Raw genomic sequence first — 16,372 nt, 5'->3', positions numbered from 1 at the left:
ACCGCTCCTACTCCGGCTTTCTCACCATGTGAAAAATGATATATTCTTTATTGTAGTCTAAAACATCGATTTGTCAAACATTTTCTATTGATTTCCACGAAATGTGCTATAATAGGAAGGATTTTAGGGGGGATGAAATTTGAGCGAAAAACGAAAAAACCGGATAGATCTTATAGAAGAAAAATTTGAATCGTTAAAGAAAAAAGGTTGGGCAAAAGGGGTCCGTATTACTTCGGGAGTCATTTGGAATCTCTTTCTTCTCTTCCTCGTCTTTGGGCTCACACTTGGTGTTTTTGCAGCCTCAGTCGGCGCAGGTTACTTCGCGTCACTCGTCGCAAAAGAGCCGCTCCGCTCTAAAGCGGAAATGCGAGGAGATATATTCAATTATGAAGAAACGTCGGAAATCTATTTTGCTAATAACATTTATTTAGGAAAAGTAAATGCCGATATTGAACGAAAAGAAACGAAGTTGGAGGACGTATCTCCATTTGTCATTGATGCTGTTTTGGCGACGGAAGATGAATATTTCGAAACACACGGAGGAGTTGTCCCAAAAGCGATTTTCCGCGGACTATTTCAGGATGTGACGAATTCATCCAGTCAGACAGGCGGCTCAACACTCACTCAACAACTTATTAAAAACCAAATTTTAACGAATGAAGTATCCTATGAACGTAAGGCGAAAGAAATCCTTCTCGCTATGCGGCTTGAACACTTCATGGAGAAAGAAGAAATCCTTGAAGCATACTTAAATATCATACCTTATGGCAGAAATGCATTAGGCCAAAATATTGCTGGAATCGAAACAGCTGCGGAAGGCATTTTTGGTTTGACTGCAAAAGAGCTTAATCTTCCTCAAGCAGCCTATATCGCAGGAATTCCACAAGCGCCATTTGCGTACACGCCTTTCTTGAGCAGTTATTATGGCGGTGGCTTGAAAAAAGATGAAAATATTAAGCCAGGAATCGATAGAATGAAGACGGTCCTTTTCCGCATGAAGGAAACCGGTTATATTACAGACGAGCAATATGAAGAAGCAATTACTTATGATATTACAAAAGACTTTACTGAAAAGACAGAGCGCGCAACTCAAAGATATCCTTATTTGACACAGGAAATCCAATCGGAAACGATTGAGATTCTTGCGAAAATCTTGGCGGAAAAAGATGGTATCGATCCAATACGGATTAAGGAAGATAAAAAAGTCCTAGAAAAATATGAGATACTTGCAGAACGCGCTATGCGGACAGGTGGATACCGGATTTATTCGACCGTCGAAAAAGACCTTTACGATGCAATGAATAAAGTTGGTCAGGAATTTGAACATTACGGTTTCACGTATACTCGTGAAGCGAAAGATTATAGCACTGGGGAGACCGTTTTAAAGGATAACCCTGTTCAAGTTGGTGCCATCATGATTGAAAATAATACAGGTCGGATCCTTTCCTTCATCGGTGGACGCGATCATCAACTTATTAATACGAACCACGCTACGCAAGCTCATCGACCAAACGGTTCATCGATGAAGCCACTTCTTGTCTATGCACCAGCAATTGAGTATGGTGTCATCGGTGCGGGAAGTCCGGTCGTGGACGTAAAATTCGAAGTACCAGACAATAATGGCATGTGGAGTCCTTCAAACTATAATGCCAATGTGGAAAACGGAATTGTTCCAGCAAGAAAAGCATTAGCGGAATCACTGAACTTGCCGACAGCCCGTTTATATAAGGAGATTGTCGACAGACGACCTGCTGAGTTTCTGGAGAAAATGAATTTCACAAAGCTTCACAAAGAAGACTATACAAATTACTCCACCTCTTTTGGAGGAATGAAGGTTGGCGTAAGCGTCGAGGAAAACACGAATGCCTTCGCCACATTTGCAAACGGCGGCAAGTTCATACAGTCGTATATTATTGAACGAATCGAAGATATGGCGGGCAATGTAGTTTATCAACATGAAATTGAACCTGTCGATGTATTCAGCCCTGAAACAGCATACATAGTGACGGACATGCTTCGGGATGTTCTGAAACCCGGAGGTACAGGTCAGCAATTACCTAGCTTTATGAATTTCAAAACCGATTTGGCCGCGAAGACAGGGACAACAAATGGATACGCGGATGCTTGGCTCGTCGGTTATAACCCGAATGTTTCACTTGGGTTATGGTTCGGCTATTACGACCAGTCACGGAAATTATACACTCGTGGATCCGGGCAAATGCATCCGACGACTCGGACAACGATGCTCTTTGGTAGACTGATGAATATTGCAAACGAAGTACGCCCTGATCTTGTACGAGCAGAAAGCACCTTTAAACAGCCTGAAGGGGTCGTTTCAAAACCTTTCTGTGGCATATCAGGATTAGCGCCTTCTGCAGCTTGTACGACAGCTGGATTAATTCGTTCGGATTTGTTTAATTCGAAAGTAATGCTTCCAACTGAACCAGATGACAGCATTATTAATGCCTCTTACGTATCCGTAAAGGGCAGCCGTTATATGGCGCTTCCTTCTACGCCGACCGAATTTGTTATTTCAGACGGAACAGGAGTTAGCGAAGAATTCATCGAAAGAATGCTCGGACCTTGGGGCGGAGATGCATCAAAACTATTCCCATCCATGTCAGCATTCTCTTCTAACGTCGTCTCAGGTGCAGTGTTCGATGCCGATGATGCACCACCAGAAGGAGTTACCGCGTCTCTTGACGGATCGACGTTAACATGGCAAGAGTCCCCTTCAGATGACGTTATCGGGTATTATGTATACCGTAACAATGAGCGGATTGCGACAGTCGCTGATGGAGCAGCCCTTTCACTTGCTATTGAGCCGGGCGAATATTACGTACGAGCTGTCGACATTACCGGTCTTTTGTCAAACGGATCTAACATCGTAATTGTTGAAGGTCCTGAATCGCCAGAGACAGAAACACCGGATGATGAGAACACATTCCCGACACTTCCACCAATAGATGATGAAAATGGCGACGAAAATGGTAATGGAAGCGGGAACAACGACGACGGGAATACTAACGAGGACAGCAATGGAGGAAACAGCAATCCTCCTTCAGACAATGATGGCAATAGTTAAAGTAATGAAAGAAAGGGACTTCCGTATAATGGAAGTCCCTTTCTCTTATCTATTTTCAATCGTCTATCGTTGTTAAGTCGCCTGTCGGCAAGTTGAGTTCCCATGCCTTCAACACTCGTCGCATAATCTTTCCACTTCTCGTCTTCGGAAGCTCGCCCTTGAATTCGACTTCCCTCAAGTCTGCACGTTCGGCGAGCTCCGTTTTAATAAATTGTTTAATGTCATCCTCCAGCTCGTCTGACGGCTTAAATCCTTCATGGAGGGTGACAAAAGCTTTATTTATTTCACCGTCGACTGGATCTGGTTTTCCTATGACTACAGCTTCAACAATTGCCGGATGCTCTAGCAGCTTGCTTTCTACTTCAAAAGGTCCTACTCTTTCTCCGCTCGTCATTCCCATTCCGATCACCCTTTCGTGAAACATTCACCTCTACTATTCTACAATATCTTCCTTTCTATTGCTAATATATTTCTATTTTTTAGTATTGTTTTTTAATTTATTAACAAGATGGTCTGTTCCCCGTACCTATTTGTTGTATACTGTGAGTAAGATCTAATTATTGTAGGACGGTGATTAGTTTGATCCATAGGAAAACGTATAATGCGATGGAATTTCAACATAAGAATGGCAGTCTTGTAATCGAAGGCCCGATTCCAGGAAAGGAATTGGCGACCTTTGAATTCCATGAACATTTAGTAGCTTTCAGACCGCCAGAACAGCAGCATAAGGCACTCATTGAAATCGCCGATCTTCCAGAAGGTCGGATTATTATCGTCAGTGACAATAACCAAATTGTCGGATATGTAACGTATTTGTATCCCGATCCACTTGAAAGATGGTCAAAAGGAAAGATGAAGAATCTTATTGAGCTAGGAGCTATTGAGGTGATTCCAAAGTATAGGGGCGGCGGAGTCGGCAAGGCATTGCTTGAATTGTCTATGATGGATGATGCCATGGAAGATTACATCATTATTACAACGGAGTATTATTGGCATTGGGATTTAAAAGGGACAAAACTTAATGTATGGGAATACCGAAAAGTAATGGAGAAGATGATGAATGCTGGCGGATTAGAATATTACGCGACCGATGACCCGGAAATTAGCTCGCATCCGGCAAATTGCCTCATGGCAAGAATCGGTAAAAGAGTCGATAAAGAATCAATCCAACAGTTTGACAGTCTTCGCTTCATGAACCGGTTCATATATTGACGGGAGGTCATTATCGTGTTAATTGAAGAGATTATGAGCAAGGAGGTTATCTCCCTTTCACCGGAACATACGGTGAACGACGCGTTAACGATTATGCAGCAAAATAAAATCCGGCATCTTCCAATCGTTTCAGACGGTACGAGGCTGGTCGGTATTGTGACTGACCGCGATTTAAAAGAAGTGGTCCCTTCCCTTTATTCCGACGCTCCTGATGTAACCGTTTACAAATTATCTCTATCTGAAATTATGACGAAAAATCCTATAACCGGACATCCGATGGATTTCGTCGAAGAGGCAGCGGTCATTTTTTACGATAATAAAATTGGATGTCTTCCAATCGTCTCGAACGGGGAGCTAGTCGGCGTTATAACAGAGACGGATCTACTTTATAAATATATCGAATTGACCGGCGTTCACCAACCAGGTTCCCAAATTGAAGTCCGCGTGCCGAACATACCCGGCATTCTCTTTGAAGTGTCAAAAGTGTTTCATGAGCATAAATTGAATGTGCTAAGTGTTCTCGTCTATCCTGATAAGGAAAATGAAAATAATAAAATTCTTGTCATTCGTGTCAAAACAATGAATCCGCTCAATATCATTAATGGATTACGTAAAAATGGATTTGAAGTCCTTTGGCCGAATGTACCTGGCATTGTCACATGAAGAAAGATGCTCTTTTCATTTTTTCTGAAGAACAACTTGGCTATTCATTTTCAGACACCCACCCATTCAATCAAAAGAGAATTATATTAACGTTGGATCTATTAAAGAAAAGCAATGCCCTATCCGACAAAGACATTGTCAGTCCAAGAATAGCGTCTGACGAGGAATTATTGTTAGTCCATGATCCGAAGTTTATTGATATTGTAAAAAAGGCTGGCCAAGGTCTTATTAGCAAAGATGTCGGTTCCGTATATGGAATTGGGACCGATGACACTCCTATTTTTCCAAACATGCACGAAGCGAGCGCTATGCTTGTAGGAGGGACATTGACTGCAGTCGATGTCGTAATGGAGGGAAGGGCGAAATATGCTTTGAACTTAGGAGGCGGGCTTCACCACGGCTTCCAAGGAAAAGCATCTGGATTTTGCGTCTACAATGACAGCTCGGTCGCCATTAAATATATTCAGAAAAAATATGGGGCTCGCGTACTTTATATTGACACGGATGCCCATCACGGCGACGGCGTGCAATGGACATTTTACGATGATCCGAATGTGTGCACACTTTCCATCCATGAAACCGGGAGATATCTTTTTCCGGGAACAGGCGCTGTGACTGAACGAGGAATTGGCAAAGGATACGGTACTTCTTTCAACTTTCCAATTGATGCGTTTACGGAAGACGAGTCTTTTCTTGAAGTTTACAAGACAGCTATTGAAGAAGTTGCCGCTTTTTTTAAACCTGACGTCATTTTGACCCAAAATGGTGCGGATGCGCATTATTTCGATCCCCTCACTCATTTGTATGGAACGATGAAACTTTATGAACAAATTCCGCGTATTGCCCGAGAGGTCGCAGAGCGTTATTGTGAAGGACGATGGATCGCTGTTGGAGGTGGAGGGTATGATATATGGCGTGTCGTCCCCCGAGCTTGGTCTCATATTTGGCTAGCTATGAAGCAACTACCAATCCCTTCCGGAAGGTTGCCGGAACAGTGGCTAAACGCTTGGCAAGCCGAGTCCCCTATCCCTTTCATTGAAACATGGGAGGATCCCGATCCATTGTACGAACCGATCCCACGGAAAGCGGAAATTACGGAGAAAAACGCTCAAATGCTCGAACGTGCGTTACAGTTCGTGCGTAGTCAGCAATAATACGAAAAAAGCTGTTCTGGGTATTTGTCCGGAACAGCTTTTTTTCATTTCGTCGACTGGCGTGCTTCCTTATGATACGGAAGAATAACGTTCACATCATCGACTTCCTCGCCGTTCATCAGCTTCGTCAACAACCGCATCGAAACAGCACCTAGGTCATATAAAGGAACGATAATAGCAGATAATTGCGGTCTTACTGCGCGTGACAGCAATGTATGCTGGAAACAGATTAATTCATAATCATCCGGAACCGAATAGCCATTATCTCTTATTCCATTTAAAACACCGACAGCAATTTCATCATTGCCCGCAAATATAGCGGTCGGCTTCTCTTCAAGATCTCGTATGACCGCCCACTTGTCATAAGCGTCATCATACGTATTATCCGTTTCTATGAAATATTCCTCAATGAGAGGAAGACCGGCTTCATTCAACGCCCTTTCATATCCAACTTTCTTGCATAGACGATTAATATCTCTAGACATCGGTCCACACACATGGACGATGCGTTCATGTCCATTATCAATTAATTTCTTTACTGCTTCATATGCCGCCTCTTCGTGGTCAATGTTCACCGTCGGCAAGTCCGTGTCAGCTCCCAATGTACCAGCCAAAACAATTGGTATATTGGCTGACGCCATAACCGATTTTATTTCCTCTGAAAGAGAATCACTCATGAATATGAGACCATCAACCTGTTTTCCGAGATGATCTTCCAATAATTCAACTTCCCTCGCCGCTCGCTTATCGGAGTTTGACAAGATAATATTGTACTCGTACATCGTTGCAATATCCGCAATGCCCCGGGATAGTTCAGCATAATAGCTTTTCGAGATATCAGGAACGATCACACCGACCGTCGTCGTCTTTTTACTAGCAAGTCCTCTCGCTACGGCGTTTGGACGATAGCCGAGTCGCTCGATGCACTCAAGTACCTTTTTTCGTGTTGCCGGCTTGACATTCTGATTGCCGTTTACAACACGTGAAACCGTAGCCATAGATACGTTCGCTTCCCTCGCTACATCATATATTGTTACTGCCATTGACGAATCTCCTTCCCTTCATTATGTATTCGCTTACTTTCATTATAAACAAAACACCGGATCCATGAAAGGTCCGGCGCTGTTTATAGAATAATTCAAATGTAGCGACCCTTAATCAATTACGCCTCGGCGTAATTGCGTCCGGATTTTTATCGAGCTTGCTCGATAAACTCCCCTAAAAATCCGTGACATCCGCCGGAGGCGTCTAACTTAATCCAGCCTGGCCGGGCTGGATTAAGTTAGACAGTTTGATAGGTATTCATGAATCTTTCAATTTCAGCGTAGAACTCATCGAACTGTTTAATATCCATTTGCTGCGCCGCATCAGATAAAGCTACAGCTGGATCAGGATGCACTTCTGCCATGACACCGTCCGCACCGACAGCGATCGCAGCTTTTGCAGTCGGAAGCAACAAGTCTTTTCTGCCTGTCGAATGCGTAACGTCAACAAATACCGGCAAATGCGTTTCCTGTTTTAAAATTGGCACCGCAGAAATGTCCAATGTGTTACGTGTCGCACGCTCATATGTACGAATTCCACGCTCACAAAGCATAATCTGACTATTCCCTTTGGAAATAATATATTCAGCCGCATTAATAAATTCATCAATCGTCGCAGCCAATCCACGTTTCAAGAGGACCGGTTTATTCACCATGCCTGCTTCCTTCAGCAATTCAAAGTTCTGCATATTACGTGCCCCGATTTGAATAACATCGATATAATCGAGCGCTTCTTCCAAGTGGGAAGGCGTAATAATTTCCGTCACGACCGATAAACCAGTTTCATCTGCGACACGTTTCAAGATTTTTAACCCTTCAAGGCCAAGCCCTTGGAAGTCATAAGGAGATGTACGCGGTTTGTAAGCTCCGCCCCTTAGCATCGTCAATCCTTTTGCCTTCACAGACTGAGCGACTGCAAGAACTTGTTCGTATGATTCAACGGCACATGGGCCGAAAATGAATGTCGGTTTCCCATTTCCGACTTTCTGTCCATTCACATCTACAATTGTATCTTCTGGCTTACGTTCACGGGAAACAAGCAATGCATTGCGTTGTTCATCTTCCTGAATTTCAAGTGCTGACATGAAGATGCCTTTAAAAATCTGTTCTAAAATCCCGTTTGGAATAGGGCCTTCATTCGATTCGACTAAGGCATTGAGCATTTCCCTCTCACGGATCGGATCATATCTGTTGACACCTTGCTTTTCTTTCACTCTGCCAATTTCCTGGACGACCGTTGTACGTTCATTAATCAAGTCCAAAATTTTGGTATTTAACTCATCTACCTGACCTCTAAGCTGATCTAATTCATTTTGTCTCATCATTATGACTCCTCCCCGCACATATCATTCCCTTTTCGAAGATGGAATTCTATGTTACATTTTTATATAATAGTCCAAGTATAAAGAAAAGTAATTGAAAAGTCACGTCATTTTTATGAAATGTTAAATTTACTCAGTTTTTGTCGAAAAAGAGGTGTATTATTCTGTCAAACAAACTTTTTGCACTTGATATCGGAACCCGTTCTGTCGTCGGCATTATCCTAACTGAAGAGGACGGCATGTACCACGTTGCTGACCTTGTTACGATTGAACATAAGGAACGTTCGATGATTGACGGGCAAATACATAATATTGTAAGCGTTGCAACTGTCATTTCTGAAATTAAATCGATTTTAGAAGAGCGTCATGGACCATTGAGAAGAGTAAGTGTTGCGGCTGCTGGACGTGCTCTAAAAACGTTGGAAGGGTCTATGACAATTGATATTGGAGGAAAATCACTTGTTACTTCCGAAGATAAGAACAGGCTCGAATTGGCCGCAGTGCAGCAAGCTCAGCAAAAATTATTATCTTCTGCCTCAACCTCTGATGATGATTATTATTACTGTGTCGGCTATTCGGTTCTTCGTTTTAAATTGGATAACGATGAAATTGGCAGTCTAATCGATCAGGCGGGCAGAACTGCAACAGCGGAAGTCATTGCAACATTCTTGCCTCGCGTAGTCGTCGAATCGCTTCTCGCTGCGTTGAAACGGGCGGAACTTGAGATGGAAGCGTTGACGTTAGAGCCAATCGCAGCCATCAACGTCCTCATCCCTCCTTCGATGCGAAGATTGAATGTCGCACTCGTCGATATCGGAGCAGGAACATCGGATATCGCTATTACAAATAATAATACTGTTGTCTCATACGGCATGGTTCCTATCGCAGGCGACGAAATAACTGAAGCACTTAGCAACCACTATTTACTCGATTTTCCGGTAGCCGAACTTGCAAAACGCTCACTCGCGACAGATGAAGCAATTACGTTAACGGATATACTCGGTTTCGAACAGCAAGTGCCCTCTGCTGAAGTTATTTCAGTTATTAAACCATCAATCGAGAAATTGTCCTCGAGCATTGCAGAAGAAATTAAGAGACTTAATAATAATAAATCACCGCAAGCGGTTATGGCAGTCGGCGGTGGAAGCCTCACTCCCCTTTTAACAAAGGAATTAAGCAGTCGGCTCGATTTGCCTGAAAACCGGGTTGGCATCCGTGGACTTGATGCATTGTCGGACATAACTTTATCAGAAGGAATTACGTCCACGCCTGCCCTCGTTACACCGATCGGGATTGCAATTGCCGCAAGACGGTCACCTATTCAATATATGTCGGTTACTGTCAATGAAAAAGCAATCCGTTTATTTGAATTAAAAGAGATGACAGTCGGAGATGCTTTGCTCGCTGCAAATGTTAAAGCGCGTCAACTATACGGCAAACCTGGAATGGGAATGTCAATTACATTAAATGGCAGACTAATGACAATTCCAGGAGAGCATGGCAAACCGTCCGCAATCTTAAAAAACGGAAAGCTTGCAAGTACGAAAGACTTCATTACGAATGGCGATGTAATTACGCTTGAACGCGGCAAAGACGGGCAAGATGCATTTGCCACAATCCGAGATCTAATTGGCGATATTTCTCCGATAGAAGTGACTGTGAATGGGAGTAGAACGCTTATCGTGCCAAGCATCGAAAGCAACGGAATTCCGGTTGAACTTGATACGATAGTGCAAGATAGGGATGTAATTAGTTATGCCCATTCAACGAAATTACATGATGTACTATTGCAATTTGATATGGACAATGTCGGTCAATTCGCAGTGTACATAAATAACAATAAAACCGTTTTAGATAACTGGTCTACACAGTTTTTCGTTAATACTATTCCTGTTTCTCAAGATTATCTTCTTCAAGACGGAGATGAAGTTCAACTAGTGACGCAAGATCTTCCTACTGTTAAAGATATCGTCTCTTTAGTAGATAAAACGATGTTGACGTCAATCACTATTACATTCAATGATGAGCCCGTCACTATTACGAGTAGGGCTGTTTCGATTTTATTAAACGGTCAACAAGTGGATCATTTTACAATTGTCCACCCCTGGGATCGGCTTACGATATTAGAAGAGACGCAAAGACCTATTTTGTTCAGTGATGTTTTTCGTTTCATCGATTATTCATTACCAAAAACAGTATCTACTTCTTACCAATTACTACGGAATGGAGAACCGATTGGCTTTAATGATCAGATTTTTAGCGGTGATGCATTGGAAATTAAATTTGTCTCCTAAACTAAAAAGTCGGACAACCCATACTGGGCTGCCCGGCTTTTTTTCACTGTTCTTTTTCAACTGAAATTTGATTTTGATTCACAATCTTTTCTTGTCCGATGTTCTCGCTATTGTCATAAGCGACAGTGCTGTTGTTCGTTGTTTGGTCCTCTACTGTTTGTTCAGTTGAACCCCCAACATAAGCGACGGACTCTTCACCTTCGGAAGACACTGTTCCATCATCCATAGGTAATGACGTTTTGTTCGCCATCGATTTCACTTTATCGACAATTTGGCCAGATTGCTCTTGTATCGTTTTCGTCAGGCCATCCGTCTTTTCCTTTGCCACAGACGTAATTTCCGTCGCTTTATCCTTCGCAACAGCAGTCAATTCAATTCCTTTGTTTTTCAATTGAACAGCTTGCTCCGAAAAATCATCGCGCATTTCTCTTCCTGTTTTCGGTGCTAGGAACAATGCAGCAGCTGCACCGATAACGCCACCAACGAGTGCGCCTAGCAAGAAGCTCCCTGCTCCGGAAGTGTCATCATCGTAAAAATCATCCGTATGTGAACGGTATGGATAGTTAACTGGCAATCGGGATGATTCACCGAAAGTGTTTTTATATTCTTCGTTCCCATAGTAATGGTGGTCGTATTGTGGGTCATTATAATTAGGTTTTACCTTTTCAGTCATATGAATTCCTCCAATATTTTTTAGCGGCTAGCATTAATGTCTATTTGGGTTTGAATAGTTCTGATCTGCGACCGGCTCATAGACAGTCCAACCTGATGATTTTTCCGCCTTCATATCTTTCACTTTACCGATGATGCCGAATGCGACGTTGCTCCATTGAACGACTTGGGCAATTTTATCGCTGTTTTTCTCGGCCTCGACAGTAATTGAGTTAGTAACTCGGCGAACCGAGCTGTTCAAATCGCTAACAGAATCTCCAACCCCTTTTACTGCATCAACGACAGTGTTTAGTTTTTCAGATTTCTGTTGAATATCCTCAGCAAGCGCATTTGTTTTTTGAAGTAGCTCAGTCGTTTCAGACGTAATCCCTTCCATCTGATTCGTCAGGCCATCCAATGTTTCGGAAACGCTTTTTAATGTCGTTTTTAATGAACTTAACGTCATTGCAAGGCTAATACATAAAATCAAAAATGCGATTGCGGCGACTACAGCTGCAATATACAGTAAAACTTCCATGGCAATCCTCCTCCCGGTAAGCATTCATTATTAATTTCTACCCTTTAAACAGAGTAAATAAACGCCGCTTACTCTAACCTTTTTCGACATCTTTTGCAAATCCCCTTCATTTTTCTCGAAATAAATTATTTCTGGAAATTATGTATTATAAGATAGTCACACGAAGAAAAAACAGCTTGATCAGAATAGAATCAAGCTGTTTCTTCTTTTTTTGTATGTTCTGTAAAGACATTCAAATATTTTTGTATGTCACCCGCGCCCATGAAAAGGTAGATCGCATTTCCGTGTTCGTCGAGGACATCGATGTTTTCAAGTTTTAGATGCTTTGCACCAGGGATTTTTTCAATGAGGTTATCAATTGTTAAATCTCCTGATTTTTCCCTTGCAGAACCAAAAATATCACATAAATAAACATGGTCTGCCGCTGAAAGGCTGTCTGCAAATTGCTGAAGCAGTGCAGCAGTACGAGTGAACGTGTGCGGCTGGAAAATCGCAATAATTTCCTTGTTCGGATACTTTTGCCTAGCCGATTGTAAAGTCGCCTTAATTTCTGTTGGATGGTGGGCATAATCGTCCACAATCGTCCGGCCATATGATTCCGTTACCGTGAAACGCCTTTTGACACCATTGAATGAAGCCAATCTCTCTTCGATACCAGTAACAGGTATCCCTTCATAATGGCATAATGCAATCGTGCCCAAAGAATTCAAAATTCCGTGGTCACCTGCCAATCCGATCGTGAACGTATGGTAAAATTCATTTCGTACATACACGTCAAACGTGGCGCCTTTTTCCGATTTCACAATATTTTTCGCGGAGAAGTCATTCCCTTCGTCAAACCCATAATAGACGACAGGAACGTTCGCTTTAATTTGCTGTAAATGAATATCATCACCGCAAGCGATAATTGCTTTCTTTACGCGCAATGCCATTTGACCAAATGCATCGAGTACGTCATCCAAATCCTTGAAATAGTCCGGATGATCAAAATCGATATTCGTCATAATGGCGTAGTCGGGCTCATAGGAGAGGAAATGGCGTTTGTATTCGCACGCCTCAAAAACAAAGTATTCGCTATCCTCGACACCTTTACCTGTACCGTCTCCGATTAAATAGGAAGTTGGGGCGTTTCCAGAAAGAACATGCGCCAATAACCCGGTCGTCGATGTCTTTCCGTGGGTCCCTGTAATTCCAATCGAAGTGAACTTCTCCATATAATTACCTAAAAACTCATGATAGCGGACCACTTCAACGCCCAATTCATGCGCCTTTTTAATTTCAGGATGGCTATCAGGGAACGCATTCCCTGCTATTACAGTCATTCCTAGCTTAATATTATTTTCATCAAAAGGGTGAATTTTAATTTTCCTCTCATGCAACGGATCTTCCGTAAAGAAGTAATTCTCCACGTCGGAACCTTGTACTGCATAAGATGAATCATGGAGGATCTGTGCAAGGGAGCTCATCCCTGATCCTTTTATTCCTGTAAAATGGTACAATGTCATAATGCAACCTCCCGGGATCAAAACTGTTCCCACATTCTGGTTCTTCAGCTAATCGTACTCGCCAATTCCCCATTCATTTTTAGTATTTCTCTATAGTTGATTTCTTTTTAAACGAACTGTCATTTAACTTTCATTACATGTCAATATTCTTTTCATTACCATTTAAAAAATGATTAAGCTCACTTTCCGTCAAATAGACTTCACGCGCCTTACTTCCCCTTTGTTCGGAAATGAAACCTAACTTTTCCATCCGGTCCATTAATTTTGCGGCACGGTTATAGCCGATACTGAAGTTTCGCTGCAATAACGACGTAGAAGCACTACCTTGTTCAATAATGAACTGACAAGCATCGGCGAATAAAGGATCTGACTCCTCTTCCTCAATGATGTTCGCCAATAAATCCTCTTGACCGAACAAGTAATTAGGCTCCGCTTCGTTCTGAACGTGTTCTATTATACGTTCAATTTCAGCATCCGTGACAAATGTACCTTGTAATCGCATTGCAGACGAATTACCGTTACCAAGATATAACATATCGCCTTTTCCAAGAAGTCTTTCAGCTCCTGGGGAATCGATAATCGTACGGGAATCGATCTGGGAAGAAACAGAAAATGCGATACGCGTCGGGACATTCGCTTTAATCGTTCCGGTAATGACGTCAACGGAAGGGCGTTGTGTCGCGATGATCAAATGGATCCCGCATGCCCTAGCTTTTTGTGTAATCCGACCGATTGATACTTCTACATCCGCAGGAGCCATCATCATCAAGTCCGCAAGCTCATCAATGACGATGAGCAAATAAGGCAGTTTCAATGAAAACTTTCGTTCTTTTTCAGCCATTTCATTGTATCGCTCAATATTTCTCGCTCCGACATGCGCAAACAATTCATAACGACGTTCCATTTCGCCGACCGCCCATTTTAAAGCGGCAGTCGCAGCTTTTACATCGGTAATGACAGGGCTCAACAAATGTGGTATTCCATTGAATGGCGCAAGTTCTACCATTTTCGGATCAATAAGTAGCATTTTCAAATCTGTTGGAGATGCTTTGTACAATAAACTGATCAAAATTGAATTGATGCACACTGATTTACCTGAGCCTGTTGCACCGGCAATCATTCCATGCGGCATCTTCCGTAAATCCAATGTTACCGGCTCGCCTGTTAAGCTAAGACCAAGTACTGCTTCCAAAGGCGATTCCGAATGTTGAAAGCGTTCTGTTTCAATAACTTCCGAAATCCGAACGGCTCTCGGCTTTCGGTTCGGAATTTCGATACCTATCGAGCTAGTTCCTGGAATTGGCGCTTGAATTCGGATGTCTTCTGCTGCAAGAGCCAACTTCAGGTCGTCAGTCAAATTACGGACTTTGCTCACTTTCGTTCCATGCCCAACCGTCAGTTCAAATCGAGTAACAGTCGGCCCTTGTACAGCTTCAATGACATTTGCCTGTACAGCAAAATAGGATAGCGATTCTTCTAGCTTTTTTGATTGAGACTCGAGCCATTCCGTATCTTCTATATGCTCTTCAGGTTGAATAAGAAAGCTCTTTGAAGGGAATGCATAATAAGGTTGTTCTTGTTCCTCCGGTTCTTCTGGAGTTACGTCAAGATTGGGTTCGGAGACGCCCGGCTCCAATTTCGTTTGAACAGCAGCTATGCTCTCATCATCATCATCATTTTTAGTGTAATCAACGCCTAGGTGACTGTTAAGTTGTTTTTCACGTTCCTCGTATTTCAGCTTATCGGTTGTTAACATGAGGACGTTAAAAGGTACTATTTTCTCTTTCTTTTGTTCTGGTGCAGATGCAGCTTCATTTGCTTCCTCAAGGATCGGTTCCGGAGAGCTCGCTGTCTCATCCACTTCTTCGATGATTCGTTCCGGAGAACTTGCTACCTCATTTGCTTCTTCGATGATTTGTTCTAGAGAACTTGCTGTCTCATCCGCTTCTTCGATGATTAGTTCTAGAGAACTTGCTGTCTCATCGGCTTCTTCGATGATTAGTTCTAGAGAACTTGCTGTCTCATCGGCTTCCTTGACCATTGGTTCCAGAGTCTGTTCAAGCTCAGATGATTCTATCTCTGTTAGTTCTAAATTACAAACAGTTTCTACCTCTTCTTCGACTACTGGACCATCGATTTCATTGGTCGCTTCCTCCATTTCAACGACAATCGATTGTTCTACTTCATCAGTCTGCATTTCGAAAGACTCGGTTAAGATTTCTTTATCCGAAGTATGTGCATGAGCATCCAAATCGATGCGGCTAATTTCAATTTCATCTACCGAATTTGTAATTGCGTGTTCGACTTCATGTCGATCATTTGCGGTTTCAATCGAACTCTGCATTGCAACTTCCTCAGTCGCCACTTCCACTTCTTCCCTCATGCTTCTCGGCCGTTCCTGTTTTGGCCTAGAAAAACCATATACAGGCGACGGCACTTCTGTTGGAGTGAACGGGCGGTTATTGCGCTTCTGCACGATTGCTTTTCTACCAAGCTCGATTTCTTCAACGGGCACATTTCCATAGTTCAAATGCGTATCCGTTTCATTCGTTTCCGTTGAATTGTACTTTAACGGTGTTGTAGCTCGATGTATTGTCGGTTTTTCGTCGCCACCTGGCCATCTTTCATTTTTATATAGAGGTACAGGTTCGAAACCATCGTCGTCCAGCTCAGTTTTAAAATTATCCGTTTTTCTTTGTTCGTTATCCGGATCGGGTTCCCATCCGTAAATTTCAGCATCCGTTATAATTGGAAAACGAAAGACCGGTTTCTCGTTTCGGATTTCCTCTTGTTGTTCTTCTTGCTCAATTTCATTAAAAACCTCTTCGTATTCTTCGTTTTTCTCTTTATCAAATAAACGGTTCATCATTTTTTTAATCCAAGTCAAATCTATCACTCTTTTCAA

11 protein-coding genes and 1 pseudogene are annotated in these 16,372 nt (G+C 42.5%); 5 read left to right on the top strand and 7 right to left on the bottom strand.

What is annotated here, in order from left to right; all coding sequences use genetic code 11:
• The first annotated feature begins 139 nt into the window (after nucleotides 1–139).
• Nucleotides 140–3,085, top strand: coding sequence for a transglycosylase domain-containing protein (locus QM454_RS11380; RefSeq protein WP_432358063.1), 2,946 nt, complete (start codon nucleotides 140–142; stop codon nucleotides 3,083–3,085).
• 55 nt (nucleotides 3,086–3,140) lie between these two features.
• Here the strand turns inward: QM454_RS11380 and QM454_RS11375 are convergent.
• Nucleotides 3,141–3,506, bottom strand: a pseudogene (locus QM454_RS11375) (AMP-binding enzyme); the annotation flags it as partial.
• A 158-nt stretch (nucleotides 3,507–3,664) separates the two neighbouring features.
• Here QM454_RS11375 and QM454_RS11370 point away from each other — a divergent pair.
• The 3 genes from QM454_RS11370 to QM454_RS11360 are packed head-to-tail and all read left to right on the top strand — an operon-like array spanning nucleotide 3,665 to nucleotide 6,114.
• Complete coding sequence (locus QM454_RS11370) at nucleotides 3,665–4,297, top strand: GNAT family N-acetyltransferase (protein WP_432358060.1); 633 nt, start codon at nucleotides 3,665–3,667, stop codon at nucleotides 4,295–4,297.
• 15 nt (nucleotides 4,298–4,312) lie between these two features.
• Nucleotides 4,313–4,960, top strand: a complete 648-nt coding sequence (locus tag QM454_RS11365) for an acetoin utilization AcuB family protein (protein ID WP_432358057.1) — start codon at nucleotides 4,313–4,315, stop codon at nucleotides 4,958–4,960.
• On the top strand, nucleotides 4,957–6,114 hold the full coding sequence (locus tag QM454_RS11360; RefSeq protein WP_432358054.1) for an acetoin utilization protein AcuC: 1,158 nt from the start codon (nucleotides 4,957–4,959) through the stop codon (nucleotides 6,112–6,114). Before QM454_RS11365 ends, QM454_RS11360 begins: the two co-directional genes overlap by 4 nt.
• A gap of 44 nt (nucleotides 6,115–6,158) precedes the next feature.
• Here QM454_RS11360 and ccpA read toward each other — a convergent pair whose 3' ends face one another.
• Both ccpA and QM454_RS11350 read right to left on the bottom strand, forming a co-directional pair.
• Nucleotides 6,159–7,157 carry a catabolite control protein A gene (gene ccpA / locus QM454_RS11355; protein ID WP_432358051.1) on the bottom strand — a complete coding sequence of 333 codons (999 nt, stop codon included), beginning with the start codon at nucleotides 7,155–7,157 and terminating at the stop codon, nucleotides 6,159–6,161.
• Nucleotides 7,158–7,396: 239 nt separating this feature from the next.
• Nucleotides 7,397–8,479, bottom strand: a complete 1,083-nt coding sequence (locus QM454_RS11350) for a bifunctional 3-deoxy-7-phosphoheptulonate synthase/chorismate mutase (RefSeq protein ID WP_432363975.1) — start codon at nucleotides 8,477–8,479, stop codon at nucleotides 7,397–7,399.
• Nucleotides 8,480–8,643: 164 nt separating this feature from the next.
• Between QM454_RS11350 and QM454_RS11345 the strand changes: the two genes are divergently transcribed.
• Nucleotides 8,644–10,773: a cell division protein FtsA gene (locus QM454_RS11345; protein ID WP_432363973.1), complete on the top strand. Its 2,130-nt coding sequence runs from the start codon at nucleotides 8,644–8,646 to the stop codon at nucleotides 10,771–10,773.
• A 43-nt stretch (nucleotides 10,774–10,816) separates the two neighbouring features.
• On the opposite strand, the gene QM454_RS11340 is transcribed toward QM454_RS11345, so the two are convergent.
• From QM454_RS11340 to QM454_RS11325, 4 genes are all read right to left on the bottom strand, one after another.
• The gene (locus QM454_RS11340; protein WP_432358048.1) at nucleotides 10,817–11,446 is read right to left on the bottom strand and encodes a YtxH domain-containing protein; all 630 of its coding nucleotides are present in this window, start codon (nucleotides 11,444–11,446) and stop codon (nucleotides 10,817–10,819) included.
• Between the two features lie 33 nt (nucleotides 11,447–11,479).
• Nucleotides 11,480–11,962: a DUF948 domain-containing protein gene (locus tag QM454_RS11335; RefSeq protein ID WP_432358045.1), complete on the bottom strand. Its 483-nt coding sequence runs from the start codon at nucleotides 11,960–11,962 to the stop codon at nucleotides 11,480–11,482.
• Between the two features lie 191 nt (nucleotides 11,963–12,153).
• The gene (gene murC / locus QM454_RS11330; RefSeq protein WP_432358043.1) at nucleotides 12,154–13,467 is read right to left on the bottom strand and encodes a UDP-N-acetylmuramate--L-alanine ligase; all 1,314 of its coding nucleotides are present in this window, start codon (nucleotides 13,465–13,467) and stop codon (nucleotides 12,154–12,156) included.
• A 133-nt stretch (nucleotides 13,468–13,600) separates the two neighbouring features.
• Nucleotides 13,601–16,354 (bottom strand): DNA translocase FtsK, encoded by a 2,754-nt coding sequence (locus QM454_RS11325; protein ID WP_432358041.1) that lies wholly within the window; start codon nucleotides 16,352–16,354, stop codon nucleotides 13,601–13,603.
• Nucleotides 16,355–16,372: the final 18 nt, after the last annotated feature.

The sequence above is a fragment of the Sporosarcina sp. UB5 genome, from assembly GCF_050859005.1.
Classification (GTDB): Bacteria; Bacillota; Bacilli; order Bacillales_A; family Planococcaceae; genus Sporosarcina.
This window is presented reverse-complemented; position numbering and strand designations above follow the sequence as displayed.

What these genes read in the sequence shown, in the direction of transcription:
- QM454_RS11360 (WP_432358054.1), top strand. Translation starts at nt 4,957, where the DNA reads ATGAAGAAAGATGCTCTTTTCATTTTTTCTGAAGAACAACTTGGCTAT.
- ccpA (WP_432358051.1), bottom strand. Translation starts at nt 7,157, where the DNA reads ATGGCAGTAACAATATATGATGTAGCGAGGGAAGCGAACGTATCTATG.
- QM454_RS11350 (WP_432363975.1), bottom strand. Translation starts at nt 8,479, where the DNA reads ATGAGACAAAATGAATTAGATCAGCTTAGAGGTCAGGTAGATGAGTTA.
- QM454_RS11340 (WP_432358048.1), bottom strand. Translation starts at nt 11,446, where the DNA reads ATGACTGAAAAGGTAAAACCTAATTATAATGACCCACAATACGACCAC.
- QM454_RS11335 (WP_432358045.1), bottom strand. Translation starts at nt 11,962, where the DNA reads ATGGAAGTTTTACTGTATATTGCAGCTGTAGTCGCCGCAATCGCATTT.
- murC (WP_432358043.1), bottom strand. Translation starts at nt 13,467, where the DNA reads ATGACATTGTACCATTTTACAGGAATAAAAGGATCAGGGATGAGCTCC.